Below are 22614 nucleotides of genomic sequence, written 5' to 3'. Positions count from 1 at the left end.
CATGAACGACCAAAGCCCCAACGACGCCCTGCATGCCACGTCCTTTCTGGATGGGGCGAATGCCGATTACATCGACCAGATGCAGGCGCGGTTTGCAAAGGATCCGTCCAGCGTAGACGCTGCATGGGCGCAGTTCTTTGAGGCGAATGGCGACGATGTCGCCACTGCCACCCGTCAGGCCGAAGGCCCCAGCTGGGCACGCGCCGACTGGCCGCCGCAGCCGCAGGACGAGCTGACCTCGGCCCTGACCGGCATGTGGCCCGCCGCCGCGCAGGAAAGCAAAGCCGCCGGCGACAAGATCCGCGCCAAGGCCGCCGAAAAGGGCGTCGAGATCACCGACACGCAGGTGCAGCGCGCTGTTCTGGACAGCCTGCGCGCCCTGATGATCATCCGCGCTTACCGCATCCGGGGCCACCTGATCGCCGATCTGGACCCGCTGAAAATGCGCGACGACTCGCTGCACAGCGAACTGGACCCGGTGGCTTACGGCTTTGCCGAAAGCGACATGGACCGCCCGATCTTCATCGACAACGTGCTGGGGCTGCAGGTTGCCTCGATGCGGCAGATCATGGAGATCCTCAAGCGCACCTATTGCGGCACCTTCGCGCTGCAGTTCATGCATATCTCGAACCCGACCGAAGCCGGTTGGCTGAAAGAGCGCATCGAAGGATACGGCAAGGAAATCACCTTCACCAAGATGGGCCGCAAGGCGATCCTGAACAAACTGGTTGAGGCAGAGGGCTTTGAAAAGTTCTGCCACGTCAAGTTCATGGGCACCAAGCGCTTTGGTCTGGACGGGGCTGAGGCCCTGATCCCCGCTATGGAACAGATCATCAAGCGCGGCGGCAATCTGGGCGTGAAGGAAATCGTCATCGGCATGCCCCACCGCGGCCGTTTGTCGGTGCTGGCCAACGTGATGGCCAAGCCCTACCGCGCGATTTTCAACGAATTTCAGGGCGGCAGCTTCAAGCCTGATGAAGTCGACGGCTCGGGCGACGTGAAGTATCACCTCGGCGCCTCGTCGGACCGTGAGTTCGACGGCAATGTCGTGCACCTGTCGCTGACCGCCAACCCCTCGCACCTTGAGGCGGTGAACCCGGTTGTTCTGGGCAAGGTCCGCGCCAAGCAGGACCAGCACAACGACCCCGAGCGTCGCTCGGTCCTGCCGATCCTGCTGCACGGCGACGCCGCGTTCGCCGGGCAGGGCGTTGTGGCCGAATGTCTGCAGCTGTCGGGGATCAAGGGGCACCGGACGGGTGGCTGTATCCACGTCATCGTGAACAACCAGATCGGCTTCACCACCGCGCCGCATTTCTCGCGCACCTCGCCCTATCCGACGGATATCGCGCTGATGGTTGAAGCGCCGATCTTCCACGTCAACGGCGACGATCCCGAGGCTGTGGTTCACGCCGCCAAGGTCGCGACCGAGTTCCGCCAGCAGTTCGGCAAGGATGTCGTCATCGACATCTTCTGCTACCGCCGCTTTGGTCACAACGAGGGCGACGAGCCCATGTTCACCAACCCGGCGATGTACAAGTCGATCAAGCGCCACAAGACGACGCTGCAGCTGTACACCGAGCGTCTGGTCGAAGACGGCCTGATCCCCGAGGGCGAGATCGAGGATATGAAAGCGGCGTTCCAGTCGCATCTGAACACCGAGTTCGAGACCGCCAAGGAATACCGCCCGAACAAGGCCGACTGGCTGGACGGACGCTGGAAAACGGTCAAGACCAAGGATCGCGATCAGTATCAGGCCGGTCACACCGGGCTGAAGCCGGAAACCTTTGCCGAGATCGGCGTCGGCCTGACCACGCCCCCGACCGACTTCGACATCCACAAGACCGTCACGCGCCAGCTGGACGGCAAGAAGAAGATGTTCGAAACCGGCGAGGGCTTTGACTGGGCCACGGCCGAGGCCATCGCCTTTGGCTCGCTGCTGGTCGAAGGGTTCCCGGTGCGCCTGTCGGGTCAGGATTGCTCGCGCGGGACGTTCTCGCAGCGCCACTCGGCGCTGGTCGATCAGACCACGGAAGAGCGGTACTATCCGCTGAACCATATCCGCTCCGGTCAGGCCCGCTACGAGGTCATCGACTCGATGCTCTCGGAATACGCGGTGCTGGGCTTTGAGTACGGCTATTCGCTGTCCGAACCCAACGCGCTGACCCTGTGGGAAGCCCAGTTCGGCGATTTCGCCAACGGCGCGCAGATCATGTTCGACCAGTTCATCAGCTCGGGCGAAAGCAAATGGCTGCGCATGTCGGGGCTGGTCCTGCTGCTGCCGCACGGGTTCGAAGGGCAGGGCCCCGAGCACTCGTCGGCCCGGCTTGAGCGCTTCCTGCAGAACTCGGCCGAGGAAAACTGGATCGTCGCCAACTGCTCGACCCCGGCGAACTATTTCCACATCCTGCGCCGCCAGCTGCACCGCGATTTCCGCAAGCCGCTGATCCTGATGACGCCGAAATCCCTGCTGCGCCACCCGATGTGCGTCAGCAAGGCGGCCGATTTCACCGATGGCTCGACCTTCCACCGCGTGCTGTGGGATGATGCGCAATACGGCACCTCGACCGTGACGCTGAAACCCGATGCCGAAATCAAGCGCGTCGTGCTGTGCTCGGGCAAGGTCTATTTCGACCTGCTGGCCGAGCGCGACGCACGCGGGTTGGACGACGTGTATCTGCTGCGTGTCGAACAACTGTATCCGATGCCGAACAAGTCCCTGCGTCAGGAGCTGCAACGCTTCCCGACCGCCGAGATGGTCTGGTGTCAGGAAGAGCCCAAGAACCAGGGCGCCTGGTCGTACATCGAGCCCAACCTCGAAGCCGTGCTGACCGAGATCGGCGCCACCCACAAACGTGCCCGCTATGCCGGGCGCACCGCTTCGGCCTCGCCCGCCACGGGTCTGGCCAGCAAGCACAAGTCGCAACAAGAGGCGCTGGTGATCGAAGCGCTGACGTCGGAAGGGAACTGAACAATGAGCATCGAAGTCCGCGTCCCCACGCTGGGTGAGAGTGTCTCGGAAGCGACCATCGCCACCTGGTTCAAGAAACCCGGTGACACCGTCGCAGCCGACGAAATGCTGTGCGAGCTGGAAACCGACAAGGTCACGGTCGAGGTTCCGGCCCCCTCTGCTGGCGTGCTGTCGGAAATCATCGCGCCCGAGGGTGAGACGGTCGGTGTGAACGCCCTGCTGGCGATCATCACCGAAGGCGACGGCGCTGCCGCTGCCCCGGCCAAGGCCGAAAAGCCCGCCGCCGAAGCGCCCAAGGCCGAAGCCGCCAAGACCGAGAAATCGGTCGAGGATGCCCCTTCGGCGAAAAAGGCGATGGCCGAGGCTGGCCTGACGTCGGATGACGTCAAGGGCACTGGCCGCGACGGTCGCGTGATGAAAGAGGACGTGCAGCGCACGGTCGCCTCGGGTGGTGCCGCTGCCCCGGCCCCCGCGCCGGTTGCCGTCACCCGCGCCCCGGTGGCTGCCGATGACGCGGTGCGCGAAGAGCGCGTGAAGATGACGCGCCTGCGCGCCACGATCGCCCGCCGCCTGAAAGACGCGCAGAACACCGCCGCGATGCTGACCACCTACAACGAGGTGGACATGTCCGGCATCATGGAGCTGCGCAACGAGTACAAGACGCAGTTCGAGAAAAAGCACGGCGTCAAGCTGGGCTTCATGTCGTTCTTCGTGAAGGCCTGCTGTCACGCGCTGAAAGAAGTGCCCGAGGTCAACGCCGAGATCGACGGTCAAGAGGTCGTCTACAAGAACTACGTCCACATGGGCGTGGCCGTGGGCACGCCCTCGGGTCTGGTGGTGCCGGTTGTGCGCGACGCCGACCAGATGGGCTTTGCCGCGATCGAGAAGAAGATCGCCGAAATGGGCCTGCGCGCCCGCGACGGCAAGCTGTCGATGGCAGAGATGCAGGGCGGTTCGTTCACCATCTCGAACGGCGGCGTCTATGGCTCGCTGATGTCCTCGCCGATCCTGAACCCCCCGCAATCGGGGATTCTGGGCATGCACAAGATCCAGGACCGTCCGGTCGTGGTGAACGGCCAGATCGTCATCCGTCCGATGATGTATCTTGCGCTGTCGTATGACCACCGGATCGTTGACGGCAAAGGCGCTGTGACCTTCCTCGTCCGCGTCAAGGAAGCGCTGGAAGACCCGCGCCGCCTGTTGATGGACCTCTGAAGGTGGGTTGAAAACCCACCCTACGCCGGCGCGCCCGGTGTAGGGTGGGGCTTCGCCCCACCCCTGTTTCGCTTGCGTTTCCAGCATCGGACCTGCCGCCATGCATCGCCGTTTCGTCCTTCAGACCCTCGCCGCCGTCGCCGTGATCGGCGGTGCGGACAGCGCTTCGGCCCAGTCGCGCAACCGACCGCCGCCGCCGATGGCCCCGGCGCATGAACAAGCGGATTTCGTGCTGGTGCTGAAGGCTGCACGCCGCCTGATCCTGTACCGTCAGGGTCAGCCGCTGCGCGAATACCGCATCTCGATGGGCGACGGGGCCAACGATGGCCCCAAACGGTTCGAGGGTGACGGGCGCACGCCCGAGGGGCGCTATATCATCGACTGGCGCAACCCCAACTCGCTGGCCTATCTGAGCCTGCACATCTCGTACCCCAATGAGCAGGACGTGGCTTATGCGGAATCGCAGGGCCGCCGTGCCGGGGGCGACATCATGATCCACGGGATCAACAACGGCTGGGGCTTTCTGGGTGTGCTGCAACGCTCGCGCGACTGGACGGCCGGCTGCATCGCCGTGACCAACCGCGAGATGCGGCAGATCTGGTCGCTGGTGCCCGACGGAACCCCGATCGAGATCCGCCCATGACGCCGGAACTCGCCGCCCTTTCCGCCACCGCGCTGATCCATTTCGCCACGATTTTCACAGCCCAGCGGTTCCTGACCCGTGACGTCGGCAAGTCCGGCAACTGGGGCACGCGCGAGGGGGTCGAGGACGACCTGTCCCCGCTCACTCTGCGCCTGCGCCGGGCGACCGCGAATTTCACCGAGAATGTCGGCCCCTTCATCATCGCCGTGCTGGTGGTGGTGCTGGCAGGCAAGACCTCGGGCCTGACCGCCGCCCTGGCCTGGATCTTTGTCGCCGCCCGCGCGCTTTATGTCCCGGCCTATGCGCTGTGTTGGGTGCCCTGGCGTACGCTGATCTGGGCAATTAGCGGGCTGGCGACATTGGCGTTGCTGGTCCTCGGCCTTATCTGAGAGAGATGATGACCCCTGAACTCCTCACCCTCGCGCTCGCCATCCTGCTTCAGGTTGCCCAGTTCGTCACCTATTCCGTGCTTGCCCAGCAACAGGTCGGCCCCCGATACGCCGCCTCGCCGCGCGATACGCCGCGCGAGTTGTCCGGCCTCGCGGGCCGCGCCCAACGTGCGCTCAACAACCATTTCGAAGCGCTGATCCTGTTCACCGCCGCCGTCGTCGTTGTCACGCTCTCGGGCCAGTCCACCGGCGTCACGCAGGCCGCCGCCTGGGTCTACCTCGCCACGCGCGCCCTGTATGTGCCCGCCTACCTCTTTGGCTGGGCGCCGTGGCGCTCGCTGATCTGGTTCGTCGGGTTGCTCGCCACCGTTACAATGATCATCGCATCGCTGATCTGATGCGGCATCATCTGTCCCTAAATATCCTCGGGGGGTGAATTCGGCGGATGCCGAAGAGGGGGGTCCGAGGACCCCCCTGACCCCCGCTACCATGGAGACCATAGCAATGGCTGACTTCGATCTCATCGTCATCGGCGCCGGACCCGGCGGATACGTCTGCGCCATCCGCGCGGCGCAACTGGGGCTCAAGGTCGCTTGCGTCGAAGGCCGCGAGACGCTGGGCGGCACCTGCCTGAACGTCGGCTGCATCCCGTCGAAAGCGCTGCTCAACGCCACGCACCAGCTGCACGAGGTTCACGAGAACTTCGAGAAGATGGGCCTGATGGGGGCTGCGCCGACGGTCGACTGGGACAAGATGCAGGCCTACAAACAGGACGTGGTGAACGGCAACACCAAGGGCATCGAGTTCCTGTTCAAGAAGAACAAGGTGACCTGGCTCAAAGGCTGGGCCTCGATCCCGGCGGCCGGTCAGGTCAAGGTCGGCGATGAGGTGCACAACGCCAAGAACATCGTCATCGCCACGGGCTCTGAAGCGGCCAGCCTGCCGGGCGTCGAGGTCGATGAAGAGGTCATCGTCACCTCGACCGGCGCGCTCAGCCTGCCCAAGATCCCCAAATCGGTCGTGGTGATCGGCGCAGGTGTGATCGGGCTGGAGATGGGCTCGGTCTATGCCCGTCTGGGCGCCACCGTCACGGTGATCGAATACCTCGACGCCATCACGCCCGGCATGGACGCCGAGATCGCCAAGAGCTTCCAGAAAATCCTCACCAAACAGGGCTTCAAGTTCACGCTTGGGGCCGCGGTCCAGAAGGCCGAGCGCACCAAGTCAGGCGCAACGGTCACCTACAAGCTGCGCAAAGATGACAGTGAGCACACGGTTGACGCCGATGTGGTTCTGGTTGCCACGGGCCGCAAGGCCTATACCGACGGGCTGGGTCTGGATGCGATCGGGGTCGAGCTGCTGCCGCGCGGACAGGTCAAGACCGACGCGCATTGGGCGACCAGCGTCAAAGGCATCTACGCCATCGGCGACGCCGTGACCGGCCCGATGCTGGCCCACAAGGCCGAGGATGAGGGCATGGCCGTCGCCGAGGTGATCGCGGGCAAGCATGGCCACGTGAATTACGATGTCATCCCCGGCGTGATCTACACCACGCCCGAGGTATCCTCGGTCGGCAAGACCGAAGAGCAGCTCAAAGAGGCAGGCGTCGACTACAAAGTCGGCAAATTCCCCTTCATGGGCAACGCCCGCGCCAAGGCGGTGTTTCAGGCCGAGGGTTTCGTGAAGATCCTCGCCGACAAGAACACCGACCGGGTTCTGGGCTGCCACATCATTGGGCCGGGCGCCGGCGATCTGATCCACGAGATCTGCGTGGCGATGGAGTTCGGTGCCTCGGCGCAGGATGTCGCGCTGACCTGCCACGCGCACCCGACCTATTCGGAAGCCGTGCGCGAGGCGGCGCTGGCCTGCGGCGACGGCGCGATCCACGCCTGACGACGGGGCGCGGCGCTCGGGGGGCATCGAGCCCCCCTCGCGCCGGCCGCGCCTGCGCGCGGCGTCAGCGCTCTGGGCCGGATGGGCCGTTTGGTGGCGAGCCGGGTGTGCGTATTTATGACAAGGTGATGAGAGGCGGTACTCGAGTGAGTGCCGCCTTTTTGCGTCTGGAAAGGGTTTCGCTTTCGTCGGCTGCCGCGCTAAGCTTAACAGGCGAAACAACGGGGGTGTGGCATGCAGGTTTTTGACGGGCACAATGATGTTCTGAGCCGTTTGTGGAGTGCAGGCGGTGATCCTGTGGCCCGGTTTTCGCGGCTTGAGGGCCATATCAACGCGCCCGCCGCAGAGGCGGGTGGCTTTGCCGGTGGATTGTTCGCCTTGTATTCACCGCAGGTCCGGCGGAGCTTTGACTTCAGCAATTTCAAGGGGGGCGAGTTGCCGTTGTCGGCGGCGATGGAGCAGGCGCCGGCCTTGCAATCGGTGATGGCCGAAGTGGGCATCGCCCAACGCTTGCAGGCGGCGGGGTTGCTGCGCCTGTGTACCGATGTCGCCGGGATCGAAGAGGCGATGGCGGCCGGAAGGATTGCCGCGGTTCTGCATCTTGAGGGCGCCGAGTGCATCGATCCCGAGCTGTTGGTTCTGGATGCGCTTCACGCGCTGGGTCTGCGCTCGCTGGGGCCGGTGTGGTCGCGCCCGACGATCTGGGGCGACGGGGTGCCGTTCGGCTTTGGCGGTGACGGAGATACCGGGCCGGGCCTGACCCCGGACGGCAAGCGTTTGGTAGCGCGCTGCGCCGAGTTGGGCATCGTCGTCGACACCAGCCATCTGACGATGAAGGGTTTTTGGGACATCGCCGGGATGGGGCACCCCCTGCTCGCCACGCATTCAAACGCCTGGAATGTCTGCCGGACGACGCGCAACCTGACCACCACCCAGTTGAGCGCGATCGGTGAGACGGGGGGGATGGTCGGGTTGAACTATGCGACGGTCTTTCTGTCCGAAAGTGGGTGGAGCACCGGGCGCGCGACACTGGATGACTGCCTGCGTCAGCTTGATGCGCTGATAGAGGGCGCAGGTGAGGATCACGTGGGGCTAGGGTCGGATTTCGACGGAGCGCCTTTGCCGCAGGGGATGGCCAGCTGCGCCGATCTGCCCGCGCTGGTGGCGGCGATGGAAGCGCACGGGTACGGCGACACGCTGATTGCCAAGCTGTGCCACGGCAACTGGCTGGCGTTTTTGCGCCGGGCATGGGGCAGGTGACCGCGCCCTCTTGCACCCGTGCGACGGAGCGGCTAAAGCAGTCGCAGTCTCGGACAACGGTGGGTTGGCGGAGAGGTTACGCACCGGATTGCAAATCCGTGAAGACCGGTTCGATTCCGGTACCCACCTCCAAGACTTTCCCGCCAGATACGTTTGCCCCGGCTCACACGCTGCCGTCGTCGCCGTGCGCGCGACTCAAGGTGGGGTAAGGGCGGACAGGGCTCAGGTTTTGGTGGGCGCGCATTGGGCCGGTGGGGCTCAGGCAAGCGTCTCACGCCGTGCCGCTCTCAGAGATTGTCAGCGACAGGACCGACGGATTCAGGCGGTTCGCCCGGGCTACTAGAACAAATGCACCACGGTGCCGTTGCCCGAAGACCGGACGTCCAGCTGTATCCCGGTGTCCGCCGCCCGCTGCCGCATGCCTCGCAGGCCAAGGCCGCTTTCGGATGGCTGGGCCTCAGAGGCCTTGCTGGTGTCAAAGCCGCAGCCATTGTCGGTGATGCGGATCGCCCGGTCTTCTGACTGGACAGTGATTACCGTGGCAGACGAATGTTTCACCGCATTGCTGATGGCTTCCTGCACGATGCGCATCAGCGCCAGCACGTCAGAGGGGGTCTGGTTGTCCAGCCGGGTCGTCGCGTCGACCTGCCACGCGAACCGTGCCTTGTGGCGATGCAGCAGAGGCTCCAGCCGGTTTCGGATCATGCCGAGCATGACCGGAATGTCGTCCTCAAGGTGGAGGCTGTCGATCATCAGGCCCATATCACGCAACGCATCTTCGATCGCGTTCTGCAGCACCGGGTCTCGATGGCCCGAATTCTCCATGTAGGCGAGCGTGTTGACCAGTTGACCGCCGATGCCGTCGTGCAGATCCAGCATGATGCGTAGCCGCTCCTGCGTGATCAGCCGACGCTGGGATTGTTGTGCCAAGGCCGCATACGTGGGTTCCAGCTCGGCCGGTTTCTGTTCGACCTGTTCGGCGAGCGAGGCGTGCAGCCTGTCACGCTGGCGCCGCAACTCATCAAACCGCAGCAGAAGTGACCAGCTCAAGCCGATGATGAGGATCGTCATCGCCTGCGGACCAAGCGGCGCAAGGACCGTATCCGGCGGCCAGAAGGCGTTGATCCAGACCGTGGCGGCCAGCGCCGACGCAAGGCTGAACATGAAGAACAGGGTCATATGAGGTTGCTTGCCGCCCCGCCGCGGCAAGGACAGCAGCCAGCCGAGTGTCAAGAGCGCCAGAACGGCAACGCCTGCAAAGAAGATCGCGTCGGATTCAAAACCCAGCACCGGTCGGTTCACGATCAGGACCAGTGTGTTGGGCACGATCACCCCGTGCATCAGCCTGAGATACAATCTCGACGGGTCGCCGAAGAACCCGAGCAGGAAGCGAAAGATGAAATAGACCATCGCCTGGATCGAGAAACACCACGCGGCGACCCAGAGGGGATGCTGCGGAGCAAGGTTCGGAAAGGCCCATTCCGACCCGAAGACAAGCGCCGCCCCCATCGTCAGGGCCAGCCAGCCGAAACCCAGCGAACGCGGGGACATGCGCCACAGCGCCAGCGACGCCAAGACCTGGATAATGGTCGTCGCCCAGTTCATTCGGATGGTCCCCGGTCCGGTGGCAAATTGCTCAAACCACTCTGCCTGAAGCACTGCGGCATTGCCGACGTAAAAGGGATACAGCGCCAACCTTCCCTCGTTTGCCCGTCGCAGCATGATCTCGATCGTGGTGTCGCCGTCCCTCAGGACCGGTGCGGGCAGACCGAGATAAAGCGGCTTGTTCCAGTCATGCCAAAGAGGCTCGCTTGCGTCGCGCGTGGGGGTGAGGACAGTCCCGTCGACCGTAACCTGCACGCTGTCAGATGCCCGCGGGATGAAAAGGGCCTGAAGGTGCGTCCGGTCCTCGACCGTCAGGGTCTATGCGATAGGTCGCGACTGTATCTGAATCGGCGGGAATTGGATCGGGAAGCGTGGACCTGCGGGTGACTGTGCAGGCACCCTCCTGCGCCCCCGACTGCCGCAGGCAGAGCTCGGCCGCGTCAATACGCTGCGTGCCCGCGACCTCGGGGTGCCCACGCTGTCGAGCGCACCGTTCACAGCGACGTCTACCTTCAGCGAGACGGCCGACGACTTTGCCCTTGGGGACATTGCGCTTGAAAACGCGACGGGTGTGCTCAGCGGCACTGGCACCCGCGACACGCTGGTCGTCCCGCCGCTGCCATCGGGCACCGTCTCGGCACAGGTCACGGCGGGAAGCTTCACCGATGCGGCGGGCAATGCCAGCCTTGCGTCGGATGCGGTGCGGATCACCAACCGGACGGTCGCCGAAACTCAGGGTCAGATCACGCGGTTCATGCTGCACCGGGCAGAGCAGCTGGTGTCCAATCAGCCCGGCCTCATCTGCCTGATGCAGGGAACCTGTGCCGGGGGGTGCTGAACGTCAACGCCAACGAGGACGGGCTGCGGTTCAGTGTGAGCACGATGTCCGGCGCGCTGACGGCGGACTGGCCGCTGTGGGTGCAGGTCGAGGGTTCGCGCAGCGCTGATCCGATCGGCGATACGGAGTACCTGATCGGCACCATCGGCGGGCATCACCGGCTCAGTGACACGCTGTATCTGGGCGCGATGCTGCAGGTCGACCATGTCGCGCGCAATGACGGTATCGGCCGGATCGAGGGCAGCGGATGGCTGGCCGGACCTTATGTGGTGGGGCGGCTGCCGGACCATCCGCTCTATTTCGAAGGCCGGTTGTTGTGGGGTGCAAGCCGCAACACGATCAGCCCGTTCGGCAGCTATAGCGACCGCTTCAACACCGAGCGGATGCTGGCGTTGGCGCGGATCACCGGCGAGGTGGCGCTTGGCGACGTGAGGCTGATGCCGATCTTCGCGGCTTCGCATACAACCGACCGGCAGCGGGCTTATACCGACAGCCTTGGCAACGTGGTCGGCACGCAGGATATCGCGCTGACGCGGGTCGAGCTGGGGCTGGACGTTCGATGGCCGGTGGTGCTGGGGGTGTCGGAATGGATCTGGGTCTCAGGCACATGACCGGGTCAGGCGGCGAGTTCTCGATGAGCGGCTATTACGACGGGATCGGCCAGCGGGACTATGAAGGCTACGGCCTGGCAATCGGCTACCGGCGGAGTTTTTGACACCGGTCTCAGGGTGACAAGGAAACGGGGCGCCCCGTTCGCGTTCAGTCCCTTTGCCCGATTGACGCCTGGGGGTGCCGCGTTGACCGGATGCTGGGAACCTGAGCCAGCGGCAAAGCGGGCCGACGCTTTGTCGTTTGTGAGGATGAGGGCATGTCCCACGATGGGACAGAGAGGTGAGGTGAGGAATTTCAGGGGTTTAGAGAGAGGCATTAAGGATTTGGCAAGGTGTCCCCGGTCAACCCATGCGACCCTACGCACCTGCCGCCGCTGAGCCTTGCGGAAGGGGCCGACGCCAGCCCCCTCCTGTTTTCATCACCCTGCGGGCGGTCAGCCTGTGCAGGGCATCAGGCGAATGACCGGCGGCGCGCGATCAGATGGGCGGCCACTTCGATCGCCGCCAGTAGCAACATCGACAGCCCGACCAGGGGAAAGAAGATCCCCGCCGCGATCGCCATCACCAACAAGGTCCGCGGGATGCGCCAGTCGGTCGGGACGCTCGGGATGCCCAGCGCGCCCGAGGGGCGGCGCTTCCACCACATCGTTGCCGCCGATACGCACAGCATCACCATGGCGAGGCAGGCCAGCAGAAGGACGATCTGGTTTACCAGCCCCCATTCCTGACCCATGTGGACCGAGATCCCCCATTCCGCAAAACGCCCCAGCGCGCCAAGATCCTCGAACCCGGCGTCGTACAGTACCGCGCCGGTATAGCGATCAAGGTGGATCGTCCGTTCAAAGCTGATGTCATCGGGATAGACCGAGGCGGTGAAGACCCCGGTCGGACCGCTGGGCAGGCTCAACGCGTAGCCGGGCACGATGCCAAGGCCTTCGACCGTGGCCACCACCGCGTCCAGTACCTGCGGCGCAACCAGATCCGGCTGATCCGATGCCATCGCGGCGGCGGTGTGGCCCGCGTGCTCTCCGGCATCGGGGAGGGGCGAGGCGGGGATCGGCTGGCGCTCCATGATCCAGGGGGCGCGGTCAACCACCGCTTCGGTGGGGACGCTCGACAGCGGCAGACCCGTCCAGTAGCCATCCGGCATCCCCAGCCCCAGATCATAGGCGATGTCGTAGAACTTCGTCCCCCAGACGCCGGACCACGGCAGGCCGGTCAGCGCAAGGAACACGATGAAGACACCGGTATAGATCCCGGTGACCGCGTGCAGATCGCGCCACCATGGACGGCCCCGCGTGGCTTTGATGCGCAGCGTGCCGACAGTCTTGCGTCCGCGCGGCAGCCACAGGTAGATGCCGCTCGCAACGAGCAGGATCATCCAGCCCGCCGCTGCCTCGATCAGCCGGTTGCCGAACCAGCCGACGTATTCCAGCGAATGCAGTTTGCGCACCACATACATCGCCGGGCTGCCCGCCGCGCCGCCATCCCACAACGTGCCCAAAACGCGGGCGTCATACGGGTCGACGTAGACCGTGTTGCGCAACCCGTCTTCGCCGGTGATGTCGACCTCGGCGCTGCGGTCGGGGGCCGGTGCGGGCGAATAGGCCCGCAGCGTGCCGGGATGGGCAGCAAGGGCGGCGGCGGTGATCTGCGAGGCCGACAAGGCGTCGGCCCGGGGTTCGACGAAGCGCAACTGGTGATGCGCGGCGTTGTTGATTTCATCCTTGAACAAGTAGATCCCGCCGGTCACGGACAGGATCAGGACGAAGGGCAGGACGATGAGTCCCGCGATGAAATGCCAGCGCCAGACAGCGCGGTAGAGCGCGGCCGTGGCCGTGCGGTTTGTCTCTTGGGTCATGGGTACATTCCAACAGCCCGTCTGCGGGACGGGCGGGTCAAAGGGCGGCCCTGCGCGCGGTCCGCGCTGTGGCCATCGGATCTTTTGCCGGTCAGGCGATCCGCGGGGGTGCACGTGTGGAATGGTTGATGTTTCGTCCCTGCGCGGCACGGCGCAATGCCTCACCCTGCCGCCACAGATCGTGCGGGCGGAAGGCAAGGCTTACAGCGGGCGAGGTGACATGGGGGGGCTGCGAGATGGTATGACAGAAGGGGCAATGGTATTCATGCCCGCCGTGCCCCGAATGATCGCCGCAGATATCGCTCTGCGAGGCCCCGAGGATCATCGCATAGACCGCCCGGGCATGGCTGGTCTTGTCGGGTGCCATGAGAGCCGCCGAGACAACGCTCGTCACCGCAAGGCAAACGCCTAGCGCGAGAGCGAAAATCAGGGGGAACCGGACCGTCATGCTGCCGATATGCCAGCATCGCACGGCAAGGTGAAGACGGTGATTTGCCACGGCAGTCTTTTGCGCGTTGCGATGCGGCGTTGACGTTCGTGGCATCCGCCAGCCCCGCTGGGGTTAACGCCTGCCCATGGCGGCGAATGCGCCGGGCGACTGGCCCTCGTGCCGGGCAAAGGCCAGTCCGAAGGCGCTGGCGGACCCGTAGCCGATCTTCAGCGCGATTTCGGCATTGGTCAGCCCGCCCTGCCGCAGCAGCGTCTTGGCCACAGCCATACGCCAGTCGATGACGTATTCCATCGGCGCGCGGCCGACCTCTTTGCGGAACCGCGCGTAGAAGCCCGAGCGTGACATTCCGGCCTCTTTCGCCATGCCGGTCACGGAAAGGCTGCTGTCGGTGTCATCGTGGATACGCCGCAGGGCGCTGGCCAGATGCGGATCCGAAAGGCCGCGCAGCAGTCCCGGCGGCAGGCGCGCCGCAGGGCCAGAACGCAGGGATTCGATCAGCAGCACCTCAAGCAGGCGCTCAAGGATCATCTCACGCCCCGGCCGGTGGGCACGGGTTTCTTCGTGGATCATCGGCACAAGGGCGGTCAGGCGGCTTGGGCTGGAAATATGGATCATCGCGGGCAGCAGCGACACGAGCAGGTCACTGGCGGGCGTGTCAAAGCGGCAGTGGCCGACAAGGGCGCGCACATCGACCGGGGCGTCGGACGGGCCAAGGCGAAAGCGACCGGGGCCGGTTTCCAGCGGAAGGCGCGGGACATGCGGTGGTGGCGGCACCGCGCTGGACATGGTGAAGCCCTGCAGGTGCGGGATCAGGACGAAATCCCCGGCAACCAGTGTGACAGGGGCACGCCCGGCGACGTGCAGCTGACAGCGCCCCTCGACCATCGCGCAGTAGAAGGGGCTGGCCAGATCGCGCCGCTCGACCAGCCACTGGCCCCCGGCCTCGACCATCTTCGAGATCGAAACCGCGGGTTTGAGCAGCGAGACGACGCTGGAAAGGGGGTCTGCGGGACTATCGGGCATGTTTCTGGACGATCAATGGATGATTGCGGACATTCGTATATCGAACAAACGGATCTTGGCGCGTATTTCTCGATCTCACAAGACAAGGATCGTTCCTATGCCCCGAATTCTTATCACTGGCTGTTCCTCGGGTTTCGGCCAGGCCATCGCCGCGCAGTTCCTCGATCAGGGGTGGGAGGTTGTCGCGACGATGCGCAGCCCCTCGGCTGACGGCTTGCCCGCGTCCGACCGCCTTCACCTGCTGGCGCTGGATGTGACCGACCCCGACAGCATTGCCGCCGCGCTGGCTGCGGCGGGGCCGATCGACGCGCTGGTGAACAACGCCGGTGTCGGCATGCTCAACGCGCTGGAAGGCGCGGATATGGCACGCGCCCGCGAGCTGTTCGAGACCAACGTGCTGGGTGCCATGGCGATGACCCGCGCGGTGATGCCGACGATGCGCGCCCGGCGCAGCGGCGTCATCGTCAACGTCAGTTCCAGCGTGACGCTGCGCCCGTTGCCCGCGCTGTCGATCTACAGCGCCAGCAAGGCCGCGTTGAATGCCTTTACCGAAAGCTTTGCACTGGAGGCGGCTGAATTTGGCATCCGGGCGCGTCTGGTGCTGCCCGGCAGTGCGCCGGGAACGTCCTTTGGGCGCAACGCCGTGGCGCGGATGGGCATGGCGGTGCCCGAGCCGTACGCGGATTTCGTGCAGGGCTATTTCCAGAGCCTTCAGTCCGCCACGCAGAAGACCGAGGCGCGGGATGTCGCGCGGGTCGTCTGGCGGGCTGTCACGGATGAGACCGCGCCGATGAAGCTGCCCGCCGGTGCGGATGCGGAGTGCTGGTTCCGCGAAGAGGGCCTGGCGACGGCCTGAGACCGGCGACCCAGCCAACTTTCAACAAGGAAAACACACCATGAACCGACTGATCACCCTGTCCCGCGCCCTGCCAACGCCCGAGCCGGAAATCACCGTAGCCTATACCCCGATCCGGCTGCCGATGCCGGGACGCCAGCCGCTTGAGCTGCGCCTGACCGCCCCGGCGGTGGGCAATGACCTGCCCGTCGTGATCCTGCTGCACGGTTTCGGCCCCTCGAACTATATCCCGTCAAAGGACGGCTATGCGCCCTTGGCGCAGTTCTGGGCCGAACGCGGCGTGGCGGTCATCCAGCCGACTCAAGCCAGTTCGCGGGTCGGGGGACTGGACCCCGATCAGCCCGGCGGGCCTTTTTTCTGGCGCGAAAGGGTGGCAGAAGTGCACGCCATCCTCGACCAGCTGGCCGCGATCGAGCAACAAGCACCTGCCATAGCCGGGCGGCTGGACCACGGGCGCGTCGCCGTGGCCGGGCATTCCTTTGGCGGCTTTACCGGCGGCCTTCTGCTGGGCGCGCGTTTGCAGGGCGAGAGCTTCGCGCATCCGCGGATTCGTGCCGGTATCCTGCTGGCCGCGCCGGGGCGGGGTGGTGCGGATCTGACCCCCGAAAGCGCTGCCCGCTTTCCCTTTTTCGATGTGGATTTCAGCGCGATCACCATCCCGACGCTGGTGGTCATCGGCGCACAGGACGCCCCGCGTTTCACGCCCCGTGGTGCCGAGTGGCACGCCGACGCCTTTCATGACGCACCGGGTGCCGAGGCGCTGCTGACGATCGAGGGGGTCGGCCATGGTCTGGGGGGAGTTGCCGGGTGGGACGCTCGCGAGACCGAGGTCGAAGACCCCGACGCTTTGGAAGCGACGCGTCGGTTGACGCTGGCCTGGCTGCGAAGCGCGTTGGCCGTGGCACCGGACGCCTGGACAGAAAGCCAGTCTGCGCTTGCAGAGCACGCGGCATCGATCGCACAAATTACGGTGGGATCGACAGCCAACGCCGGGTGATCGGCATCGCGTCACGGCAGCCTGTCGCGTTTTCGCCACGTCCCTAGGCTTGCAGCCTGCGCCCAGAGCCGGGCAAAAAGAGGGGCGCTGTCGCTCAATGCGCAGCGCCCCTCTTATCGTAGACTCTCCGACGGCCCGTGTCCCGCCGCCGCTCACCAAGCGGCGGCTGTCAGCATCAGGGGCGCACAAGCCTGTTGCGCAGAATGCCGATGCCTTCGACCTCAAGCTCGATCACGTCGCCGGGGTTGAGAAAGCGCATCTGCTCCAGCCCGCAGCCATTGCCGACGGTGCCCGAGCCGATGAACTCACCGCTGTGCAGGGTCTCCGAGGCCGAGACATGTGCGATCACATCCTCGAACTTCCAGTGCATCGTGCTGGAATTCCCCCGGCCCCATTCCTCGCCGTTGACGCGGCAGATCATGGTCAGGTTGTAGGGATCCGTCATCTCGTCGGCCGTCACCAGACAGGGGCCCATCGGGTTGGCGGTGTCGAAATCCTTGCCCTTGGCCGGTCCCAGCTGGCCGCCCATTTCGGCGGTCTGGGCGTCGCGGGCGGTCATGTCGTTGAAGATCGTGTAGCCGAAGATGTGGCTGCGCGCGTCTTCCTTGCGGATGTCCTTGCCCGGTTTGCCGATGTAGCAACCGAATTCCAGCTCGAAATCCATGAAGTTGGAATAGTGCGGCCAGAGCACGTCCTGCTCGGTGCCGATTACCGAGAAACGGTTGGCTTTGTAGTAGATCGGCTGATCGTAGAAGGTTTGCGGAATCGACAGGATGCCTTTGGCCTCCATGTCCTTGAGCGCGGCCTCAGGGTCATCAAACGCTTGCGCGCGCAGTTTGCGGGCGTTGGCGAAGGCCTGCTTGAGATGGGTCTCAAAGCACAGCGCATCACGCATCTGCGGCGGCGGCTGGATCGGTGCCAGCAGCGTGACCGCCGTGCGCGCATGCCCGTGGTTCGCCGCGCCGCGCTGTTCGGCGTCCTGCGCGGCGGCCAGCGCGTCGGGCCCGCCTTCGGCGATGGCCAGCACCGAGGCCACGCGCGCGTCTCCGCCCGATGCGGCCAGCAGGTCGATCACGCGCGTGCCGCCCTCGACCAGCGCGCCTGCGCGTTTCACGCCGTCGCCGGCGTCATATGTCACCAGTTTCATCCTGTTCCTCCTGTCCAGAAATCTGTAGGTCAGCGGGCGCGGTGGCGCAGCCCGGCGACCAGTATTGCGACCAGATGCTGCGAGGCTTCCTCGTTGCGGTCAGGGTCGGCGGCACCGTCGCTCAGGCGCGCGATGCGGCCCGTGTCGGCCATGAAAAACATCATCGCGCCGAGCATGGTGTTATAGGCATAATGGATTTCGGCCTTGCTCCAGTCGGGCAGGCATTCGTGCAGCGCCGTCAGGATCATTCGCGCTACCGGGTCGAACATCTCGGTGAAGATGCCACGCTCGACATTGGCGGGTTCGGTGATCTCGCGCGCCAGAATCGCGCCGAAATGGCCTGAATTGCGCAGGCCCAGCATCGGCACGATCAGCGCGCGGACCACCAGTTCAAGCCGGCGATCCAGATCGCTTTCCATGCGCGCGATTTCCAGCCCGATCTGCCGCTGGCCGACGATGGTCGGCACCCGCAGGCGGAAGATCGAGCGGTAAAGCTCGAGCTTGGAACCGAAGTGATACGAGATCAGCGCCACCGGCACATCGGCCCGTGCGGCGATGGTGCGCAGGCTTGTTCCGGCGAATCCCTGCTCGGCAATGACCTCTTCGGCCACCGCAAGAATGCGGTCGCGGGCCTTTTCCGACTTCGGTTCGGTGCCGGACGCGTCGGCGTCCTGAGAAAGCGGCGAGGGGGTCTTGGGCATTGGTCTTGGAGGCTCCGGGGCTTCGATGTGATCATTGTATAAATATTATTGACAGGCAGGTCAATAATATTGAACACCTGTTCAAGACGCGGAAGGAAGAGGGTCGGAGCGATTCGACGCCGCGCCTGATTCAGGGGAGAGAGACATGATGACCAAGACTTTCGGGGCGCTTGCCCTGACCGCTTCGACGCTGGCGCTGACCGCGCCTGCCTCGGCGACCGACACGCTGCGCCTGACCGTGGCCATGGGGCACCCCGAGGTGTTCTTGTGGGTCAAGCACATCCACGAGACGTTTATCCCGGCGCTGGAACGCGAACTGGCGCGCACGGGTGAGGTGCAGGTCGAATGGACCGAAGCCTATGGCGGCACGCTGGTGCGGCTGGGGTCCGAGATCGAATCCTTCCAGACCGGCATCATGGACGTCGGTCAGATCTCGGGCGTGTTCAATCCGGCCGAGGCGGGCATCCTGAACGTGACCTATGCCATGCCCTTTGGCCCGACCGACCCGGCGCAAGTCACAGCGGCCGCGGAAGAAGCGTTGCAGGTTTCCGGCGCGCTGGACCTGCTGCAAGAGGCGACAGGCGTCGTCTATATCGGCGGGGGCGTGGCGATTGACGGCTATAACATCGGCGCCAACCGCGAAATCCGCAGCCTGTCGGACATGAACGGCCTGCGCATCGGCGGCGCGCCGTCGAACCATGCGTGGTTGGATGGCAGCGGGGCCGTGGCGGTCGGGGGGTCGTACACCAGCTTTTACAACGACATTCAGACCGGCGTTTACAGCGGCCATATCGGTTGGATCACCGCCTCGACCCCGGCCCGGCTGTACGAGGTCGCGCCCTATTGGAACCAGGTTGATTTCGGCTCGATGTATATCGGTGGCCTGGGCGTGTCGCAGGCGCGCTGGGACAGTTTCTCGGACGACACGCGTCAGGCGTTCCTGACCGCCGCCGCCGAGTATACCGAGGCCTATCACGCCGAACAGGCCGCCCGCTATGACGCCGCGCGCGAGGCGTATGTGGCCGGGGGCGGGGAGTTCGTCGAGATGGAACCGGGCGAACGCCAGCACTGGATCGACGCGATGACCAACCCGACCACCGCCTTCATCGCCGCCGCCGAGGCGCGCGGAGAGCCGGGGCGCGGGGTGCTGGAAGCCTACCGCGATCTGCTGGGCGAGCAGGGCTTCACCTTCCCGCGCGACTATCTGGCGCCGTGATCAACCAGAGCGGCGCGGGGCTTCCCGCGCCTCCCATCCACCAATGAACGGTGATTTTTCCCATGGTTGGCACTGACCCTGCACTTCCTGAGGCCGCGACAGATCGCGGCCCCGTTTCAGCGATCACGGCGGTGCTCAACGCTGTCGGTACGGTCTGGATCGTGGCGCTGATGCTGCTGATCGTTTCCGACATCGCGATGCGCAACATCGCCAACGCCCCGATTGCGGGCGTGCCCGAGATGGTCTCGTTTTCCATCGTCGGCATCGTCTTTCTGCAATTGTCGCACGCGCTGCGCGCCGGGGGGCTGACCCGCTCGGACATCCTGCTTGATGCGCTGGCCGAGCGCGCGCCGATGGCGCGGCGGCTGTTGCTGGCGCTGTTCAACCTGACCGGCGCGGGCATTCTGGCCATCGCTCTGTGGTGGTTCGTGCCCTCGCTGACGTCAGCCTGGACCAACCCCGCGCGGCATTTCATGGGCTCGCCCGGCGTGTTCACCCTGCCGCGTTGGCCGCTCTATGCGCTGATGTGCATCGGCATGGCGGCAACGATCCTGCAATTCCTGACCTTCGCCTGGTCAGCCCTGAGAGGAGGCAAGGCATGAGTGGCGTCGCCGTTGCCCTGATCACCATCGCCCTGATGCTGGTGCTGATCTATGCCGGACTGCACGTGGCCATCGCGCTCTTGGTGCTGTCCTTTGCCGGTGTCTGGATGCTGCGCGACAGCTTCGACATTGCCGCCAACATGATGGTGCTGGCGTTCAAGGATTCGATCTCGGACTACCTGTTCGGGGTGGTGCCGCTGTTCGTGCTGATGGGGCTGGTCGTGGCCGCCGCCGGGATCGGCCGCGATGCCTTTGACGTGGCGCATCAGGCTTTTCGCCGGGTGCGCGGCGGGCTGGGGATCGGCACCGTGGTTGCCAATGCGATCTTTGCCGCGATCACCGGAATCTCGATTGCCTCGGCGGCGGTGTTCAGCAAGCTGGCCGTGCCCGAGATGCGCCGCCGGGGCTATACCAAGTCCTTTTCGGTCGGCGTTGTGGCGGGTTCCTCGGTGCTGGGCATGCTGTTGCCCCCGTCGCTGCTGTTCATTCTCTACGGTGTCCTGACCGAGCAATCGGTGGGCGCGCTGTTCGTCGCCGGAATCCTGCCGGGGCTGCTGCTGACAGTGATCTATAGTCTGGGCATTCTGCTCGCCGCGCGCGTCAGGCCAAACTGGGTCGGCGGCACGTTGCCCGATGACGATGACACGCCTCTGATGAGCGGGGCCGAGATCGCCCGCAAGATGGCACCGATCATCCTGCTGGTCGCGCTGGTGATGGGCGGCATCTATGGCGGGATCTTCACCCCGACCGAAGCCGGGGCCGCCGGTGCCTTCGCCGCCACGCTGATCGCCATTGCCAAGCGGCGCATCACCTGGCGCGTGTTCCGGGATGTGCTGATCCAGACCGGCCATACCACGGCGGCGGTGTGTTTCCTGATCCTGTCGGCCTCGCTCTATTCGCGGATGCTGGCGATGTCGGGGCTGCCCAGCTGGCTGGGTGCGCAGGTGATGGGCGCCGGGCTGGATGCCTCGACCGTGGTGCTGCTGGTGGCCTTGGTGATGATCGCGCTGGGCACGATTCTGGACAGCTCGTCGATCATGCTGCTGGTCATTCCCATCGCCTACCCGGTGCTGACCGCGCTGAATGTCGATCTGATCTGGTTCGGCGTGCTGGTCATTCTGGCGGTCGAAATCGGGCTCCTGACCCCGCCCTTCGGCATTGCCGTCTTTGTCGTCAAGGCCGCGCTCGGGCCGACCAGCGACATCACCCTGTGGCAGATCTTCAAAGGCGCAGCCCCCTTCGCGCTGGCGATGGTCGGTCTGCTGCTGCTGGTTTTCTTTTTCCCCTCTCTCGCGACTGCGCTTCTGTAAGGAGAATCCCATGTCCAAATGGACCTTCACCAAAGGCCTGCACGAGGTCGGCAACGGCGTCTGGGCTTACCTGCAACCCGATGGATCGTGGGGCTGGTCGAATGCCGGCGTGATCGTGGACGGCGATCAGTCGCTGCTGGTCGATACGCTGTTTGACCTCAAGCTGACCGGCGAGATGCTGGACGACATGCGCCGCTCGATCCCTGCCACGCGGCAGATCGATGTGCTGGTCAACACCCATGCGGATGGCGACCACACCTTTGGCAACCAGCTGGTCGAGGGCGCGCGGATCATCACTTCGCAGGGCACGGCTGACGAATTCTCGATCATCCAGCCCGCTGTCTGGCAGAACATCGCGGATAATGCCGCGCAGTTCGGCGCGGCCGGGGAGTTCATCAGCGAGTGCTTTCGCCCGTTCGACTTTTCGGACGTGGTGCTGACCCCGCCGACCGAGACCTTCTCGGGGCACAAGGAGATCAGGGTCGGTGACAAGATCGTCGAGCTGATCGAGGTCGGCCCGGCGCATTCGCTGGGTGATACGCTGATCCACGTGCCCGCCGACGGGGTCGTCTATACCGGCGATATCCTGTTCAACGGCGGCACACCGATTGCGTGGTATGGCCCGGTGCATCGCTGGGTGCGCGCCTGTGACGTGCTGCTGGATCTGGACGCCGAGGTGATCGTGGCCGGGCATGGCCCGATTGCCACCAAGGACGATGTGCGCCGCATGAAGCAGTACCTCACCGACATCACCGGCGAGGCGCGGCGGTTCTATGACGCGGGCGTCAGTTGGGAAGAGGCGGTGCGCGAGATCAATCTGGGCGCATACGCCGACTGGGACGATGCCGAGCGCGTCGCCGTGACGTTGCAGACCCTCTACGATGACTTCTCGGTCGGGGATCAGCGCCCGGTGCGGGACAAGATGCCGTACTTTGCCGTCATGAAGGCGATGCGCGAAAAGCTGGGCAAACCGCCGGTCCATGCGCATATCTACGGCTCGTGCGATTGCGGCAAAGATCACTGAGGGG

21 protein-coding genes and 1 tRNA gene are annotated in these 22614 nt (G+C 64.9%); 16 read left to right on the top strand and 6 right to left on the bottom strand.

From position 1 onward, the window contains the following. Position 1 precedes the first annotated feature (1 nt). The 8 genes from EAE28_RS07615 to EAE28_RS07580 all read left to right on the top strand — a co-directional run bounded on the left by EAE28_RS07615 (position 2) and on the right by EAE28_RS07580 (position 8500). Entirely contained in the window at positions 2 to 2968 is a 2967-nt protein-coding gene (locus EAE28_RS07615; protein ID WP_127105224.1) for a 2-oxoglutarate dehydrogenase E1 component, read from the top strand. A 3-nt stretch (positions 2969 to 2971) separates the two neighbouring features. Next, positions 2972 to 4183: a 2-oxoglutarate dehydrogenase complex dihydrolipoyllysine-residue succinyltransferase gene (gene odhB / locus EAE28_RS07610; protein WP_246022304.1), complete on the top strand. Its 1212-nt coding sequence runs from the start codon at positions 2972 to 2974 to the stop codon at positions 4181 to 4183. A gap of 100 nt (positions 4184 to 4283) precedes the next feature. Further along, positions 4284 to 4826, top strand: coding sequence for a L,D-transpeptidase family protein (locus EAE28_RS07605; protein ID WP_127105223.1), 543 nt, complete (start codon positions 4284 to 4286; stop codon positions 4824 to 4826). Continuing rightward, a complete protein-coding gene (locus EAE28_RS07600; RefSeq protein ID WP_127105222.1) occupies positions 4823 to 5215 on the top strand; it encodes an MAPEG family protein in 393 nt (130 codons plus the stop codon). Before EAE28_RS07605 ends, EAE28_RS07600 begins: the two co-directional genes overlap by 4 nt. Positions 5216 to 5223: 8 nt before the next feature. Further along, positions 5224 to 5613: an MAPEG family protein gene (locus EAE28_RS07595; protein ID WP_127105221.1), complete on the top strand. Its 390-nt coding sequence runs from the start codon at positions 5224 to 5226 to the stop codon at positions 5611 to 5613. 106 nt (positions 5614 to 5719) lie between these two features. After that, positions 5720 to 7108, top strand: coding sequence for a dihydrolipoyl dehydrogenase (gene lpdA, locus EAE28_RS07590; RefSeq protein ID WP_127105220.1), 1389 nt, complete (start codon positions 5720 to 5722; stop codon positions 7106 to 7108). A gap of 234 nt (positions 7109 to 7342) precedes the next feature. Next, a complete protein-coding gene (locus tag EAE28_RS07585) occupies positions 7343 to 8368 on the top strand; it encodes a dipeptidase (protein WP_127105219.1) in 1026 nt (341 codons plus the stop codon). A 58-nt stretch (positions 8369 to 8426) separates the two neighbouring features. Then, positions 8427 to 8500 (top strand) — tRNA-Cys (locus EAE28_RS07580). A 207-nt stretch (positions 8501 to 8707) separates the two neighbouring features. Here the strand turns inward: EAE28_RS07580 and EAE28_RS07575 are convergent. Further along, positions 8708 to 10063 (bottom strand): sensor histidine kinase, encoded by a 1356-nt coding sequence (locus EAE28_RS07575; RefSeq protein WP_164736571.1) that lies wholly within the window; start codon positions 10061 to 10063, stop codon positions 8708 to 8710. A 379-nt stretch (positions 10064 to 10442) separates the two neighbouring features. Here EAE28_RS07575 and EAE28_RS07570 point away from each other — a divergent pair, with 379 nt between their 5' ends. Both EAE28_RS07570 and EAE28_RS07565 read left to right on the top strand, forming a co-directional pair. Further along, positions 10443 to 10811, top strand: a complete 369-nt coding sequence (locus EAE28_RS07570; protein ID WP_127105217.1) for a hypothetical protein — start codon at positions 10443 to 10445, stop codon at positions 10809 to 10811. Continuing rightward, positions 10805 to 11422 carry an autotransporter domain-containing protein gene (locus tag EAE28_RS07565; protein ID WP_127105216.1) on the top strand — a complete coding sequence of 206 codons (618 nt, stop codon included), beginning with the start codon at positions 10805 to 10807 and terminating at the stop codon, positions 11420 to 11422. Before EAE28_RS07570 ends, EAE28_RS07565 begins: the two co-directional genes overlap by 7 nt. Before the next feature lie 451 nt (positions 11423 to 11873). Here EAE28_RS07565 and EAE28_RS07560 read toward each other — a convergent pair whose 3' ends face one another. The 3 genes from EAE28_RS07560 to EAE28_RS07550 all read right to left on the bottom strand — a co-directional run bounded on the left by EAE28_RS07560 (position 11874) and on the right by EAE28_RS07550 (position 14757). After that, entirely contained in the window at positions 11874 to 13283 is a 1410-nt protein-coding gene (locus tag EAE28_RS07560) for a PepSY-associated TM helix domain-containing protein (RefSeq protein ID WP_127105215.1), read from the bottom strand. Positions 13284 to 13374: 91 nt separating this feature from the next. Then, the gene (locus tag EAE28_RS07555) at positions 13375 to 13650 is read right to left on the bottom strand and encodes a DUF2946 family protein (RefSeq protein WP_127105214.1); all 276 of its coding nucleotides are present in this window, start codon (positions 13648 to 13650) and stop codon (positions 13375 to 13377) included. Between the two features lie 195 nt (positions 13651 to 13845). Continuing rightward, entirely contained in the window at positions 13846 to 14757 is a 912-nt protein-coding gene (locus tag EAE28_RS07550) for an AraC family transcriptional regulator (RefSeq protein WP_127105213.1), read from the bottom strand. Positions 14758 to 14854: 97 nt separating this feature from the next. On the opposite strand from EAE28_RS07550, the gene EAE28_RS07545 reads away from it, so the two are divergent. Both EAE28_RS07545 and EAE28_RS07540 read left to right on the top strand, forming a co-directional pair. Then, a complete protein-coding gene (locus EAE28_RS07545; RefSeq protein ID WP_127105212.1) occupies positions 14855 to 15613 on the top strand; it encodes an SDR family oxidoreductase in 759 nt (252 codons plus the stop codon). 40 nt (positions 15614 to 15653) lie between these two features. Further along, on the top strand, positions 15654 to 16610 hold the full coding sequence (locus EAE28_RS07540; protein ID WP_127105211.1) for an alpha/beta hydrolase family protein: 957 nt from the start codon (positions 15654 to 15656) through the stop codon (positions 16608 to 16610). A gap of 175 nt (positions 16611 to 16785) precedes the next feature. On the opposite strand, the gene EAE28_RS07535 is transcribed toward EAE28_RS07540, so the two are convergent. Together EAE28_RS07535 and EAE28_RS07530 are read right to left on the bottom strand one after the other, a co-directional pair. Beyond that, complete coding sequence (locus tag EAE28_RS07535) at positions 16786 to 17757, bottom strand: fumarylacetoacetate hydrolase family protein (protein ID WP_127105210.1); 972 nt, start codon at positions 17755 to 17757, stop codon at positions 16786 to 16788. A 29-nt stretch (positions 17758 to 17786) separates the two neighbouring features. Beyond that, complete coding sequence (locus EAE28_RS07530) at positions 17787 to 18458, bottom strand: TetR/AcrR family transcriptional regulator (RefSeq protein ID WP_127105209.1); 672 nt, start codon at positions 18456 to 18458, stop codon at positions 17787 to 17789. Between the two features lie 145 nt (positions 18459 to 18603). On the opposite strand from EAE28_RS07530, the gene EAE28_RS07525 reads away from it, so the two are divergent. From EAE28_RS07525 to EAE28_RS07510, 4 genes are all read left to right on the top strand, one after another. After that, positions 18604 to 19674 carry a C4-dicarboxylate TRAP transporter substrate-binding protein gene (locus EAE28_RS07525; RefSeq protein WP_246022303.1) on the top strand — a complete coding sequence of 357 codons (1071 nt, stop codon included), beginning with the start codon at positions 18604 to 18606 and terminating at the stop codon, positions 19672 to 19674. A 62-nt stretch (positions 19675 to 19736) separates the two neighbouring features. Further along, a complete protein-coding gene (locus tag EAE28_RS07520; protein WP_127105208.1) occupies positions 19737 to 20276 on the top strand; it encodes a TRAP transporter small permease subunit in 540 nt (179 codons plus the stop codon). Further along, the gene (locus EAE28_RS07515; RefSeq protein WP_127105207.1) at positions 20273 to 21586 is read left to right on the top strand and encodes a TRAP transporter large permease; all 1314 of its coding nucleotides are present in this window, start codon (positions 20273 to 20275) and stop codon (positions 21584 to 21586) included. The genes EAE28_RS07520 and EAE28_RS07515 overlap by 4 nt, the downstream gene beginning before the upstream one ends. Positions 21587 to 21596: 10 nt before the next feature. Then, positions 21597 to 22610 carry an MBL fold metallo-hydrolase gene (locus tag EAE28_RS07510; RefSeq protein ID WP_127105206.1) on the top strand — a complete coding sequence of 338 codons (1014 nt, stop codon included), beginning with the start codon at positions 21597 to 21599 and terminating at the stop codon, positions 22608 to 22610. Positions 22611 to 22614: the final 4 nt, after the last annotated feature.

The sequence above is a fragment of the Pararhodobacter zhoushanensis genome, from assembly GCF_003990445.1.
Lineage (GTDB): Bacteria > Pseudomonadota > Alphaproteobacteria > Rhodobacterales > Rhodobacteraceae > Pararhodobacter > Pararhodobacter zhoushanensis.
Note: the sequence above shows the minus strand (reverse complement) of the source record. Positions and strands in the feature narration are given on the sequence as shown.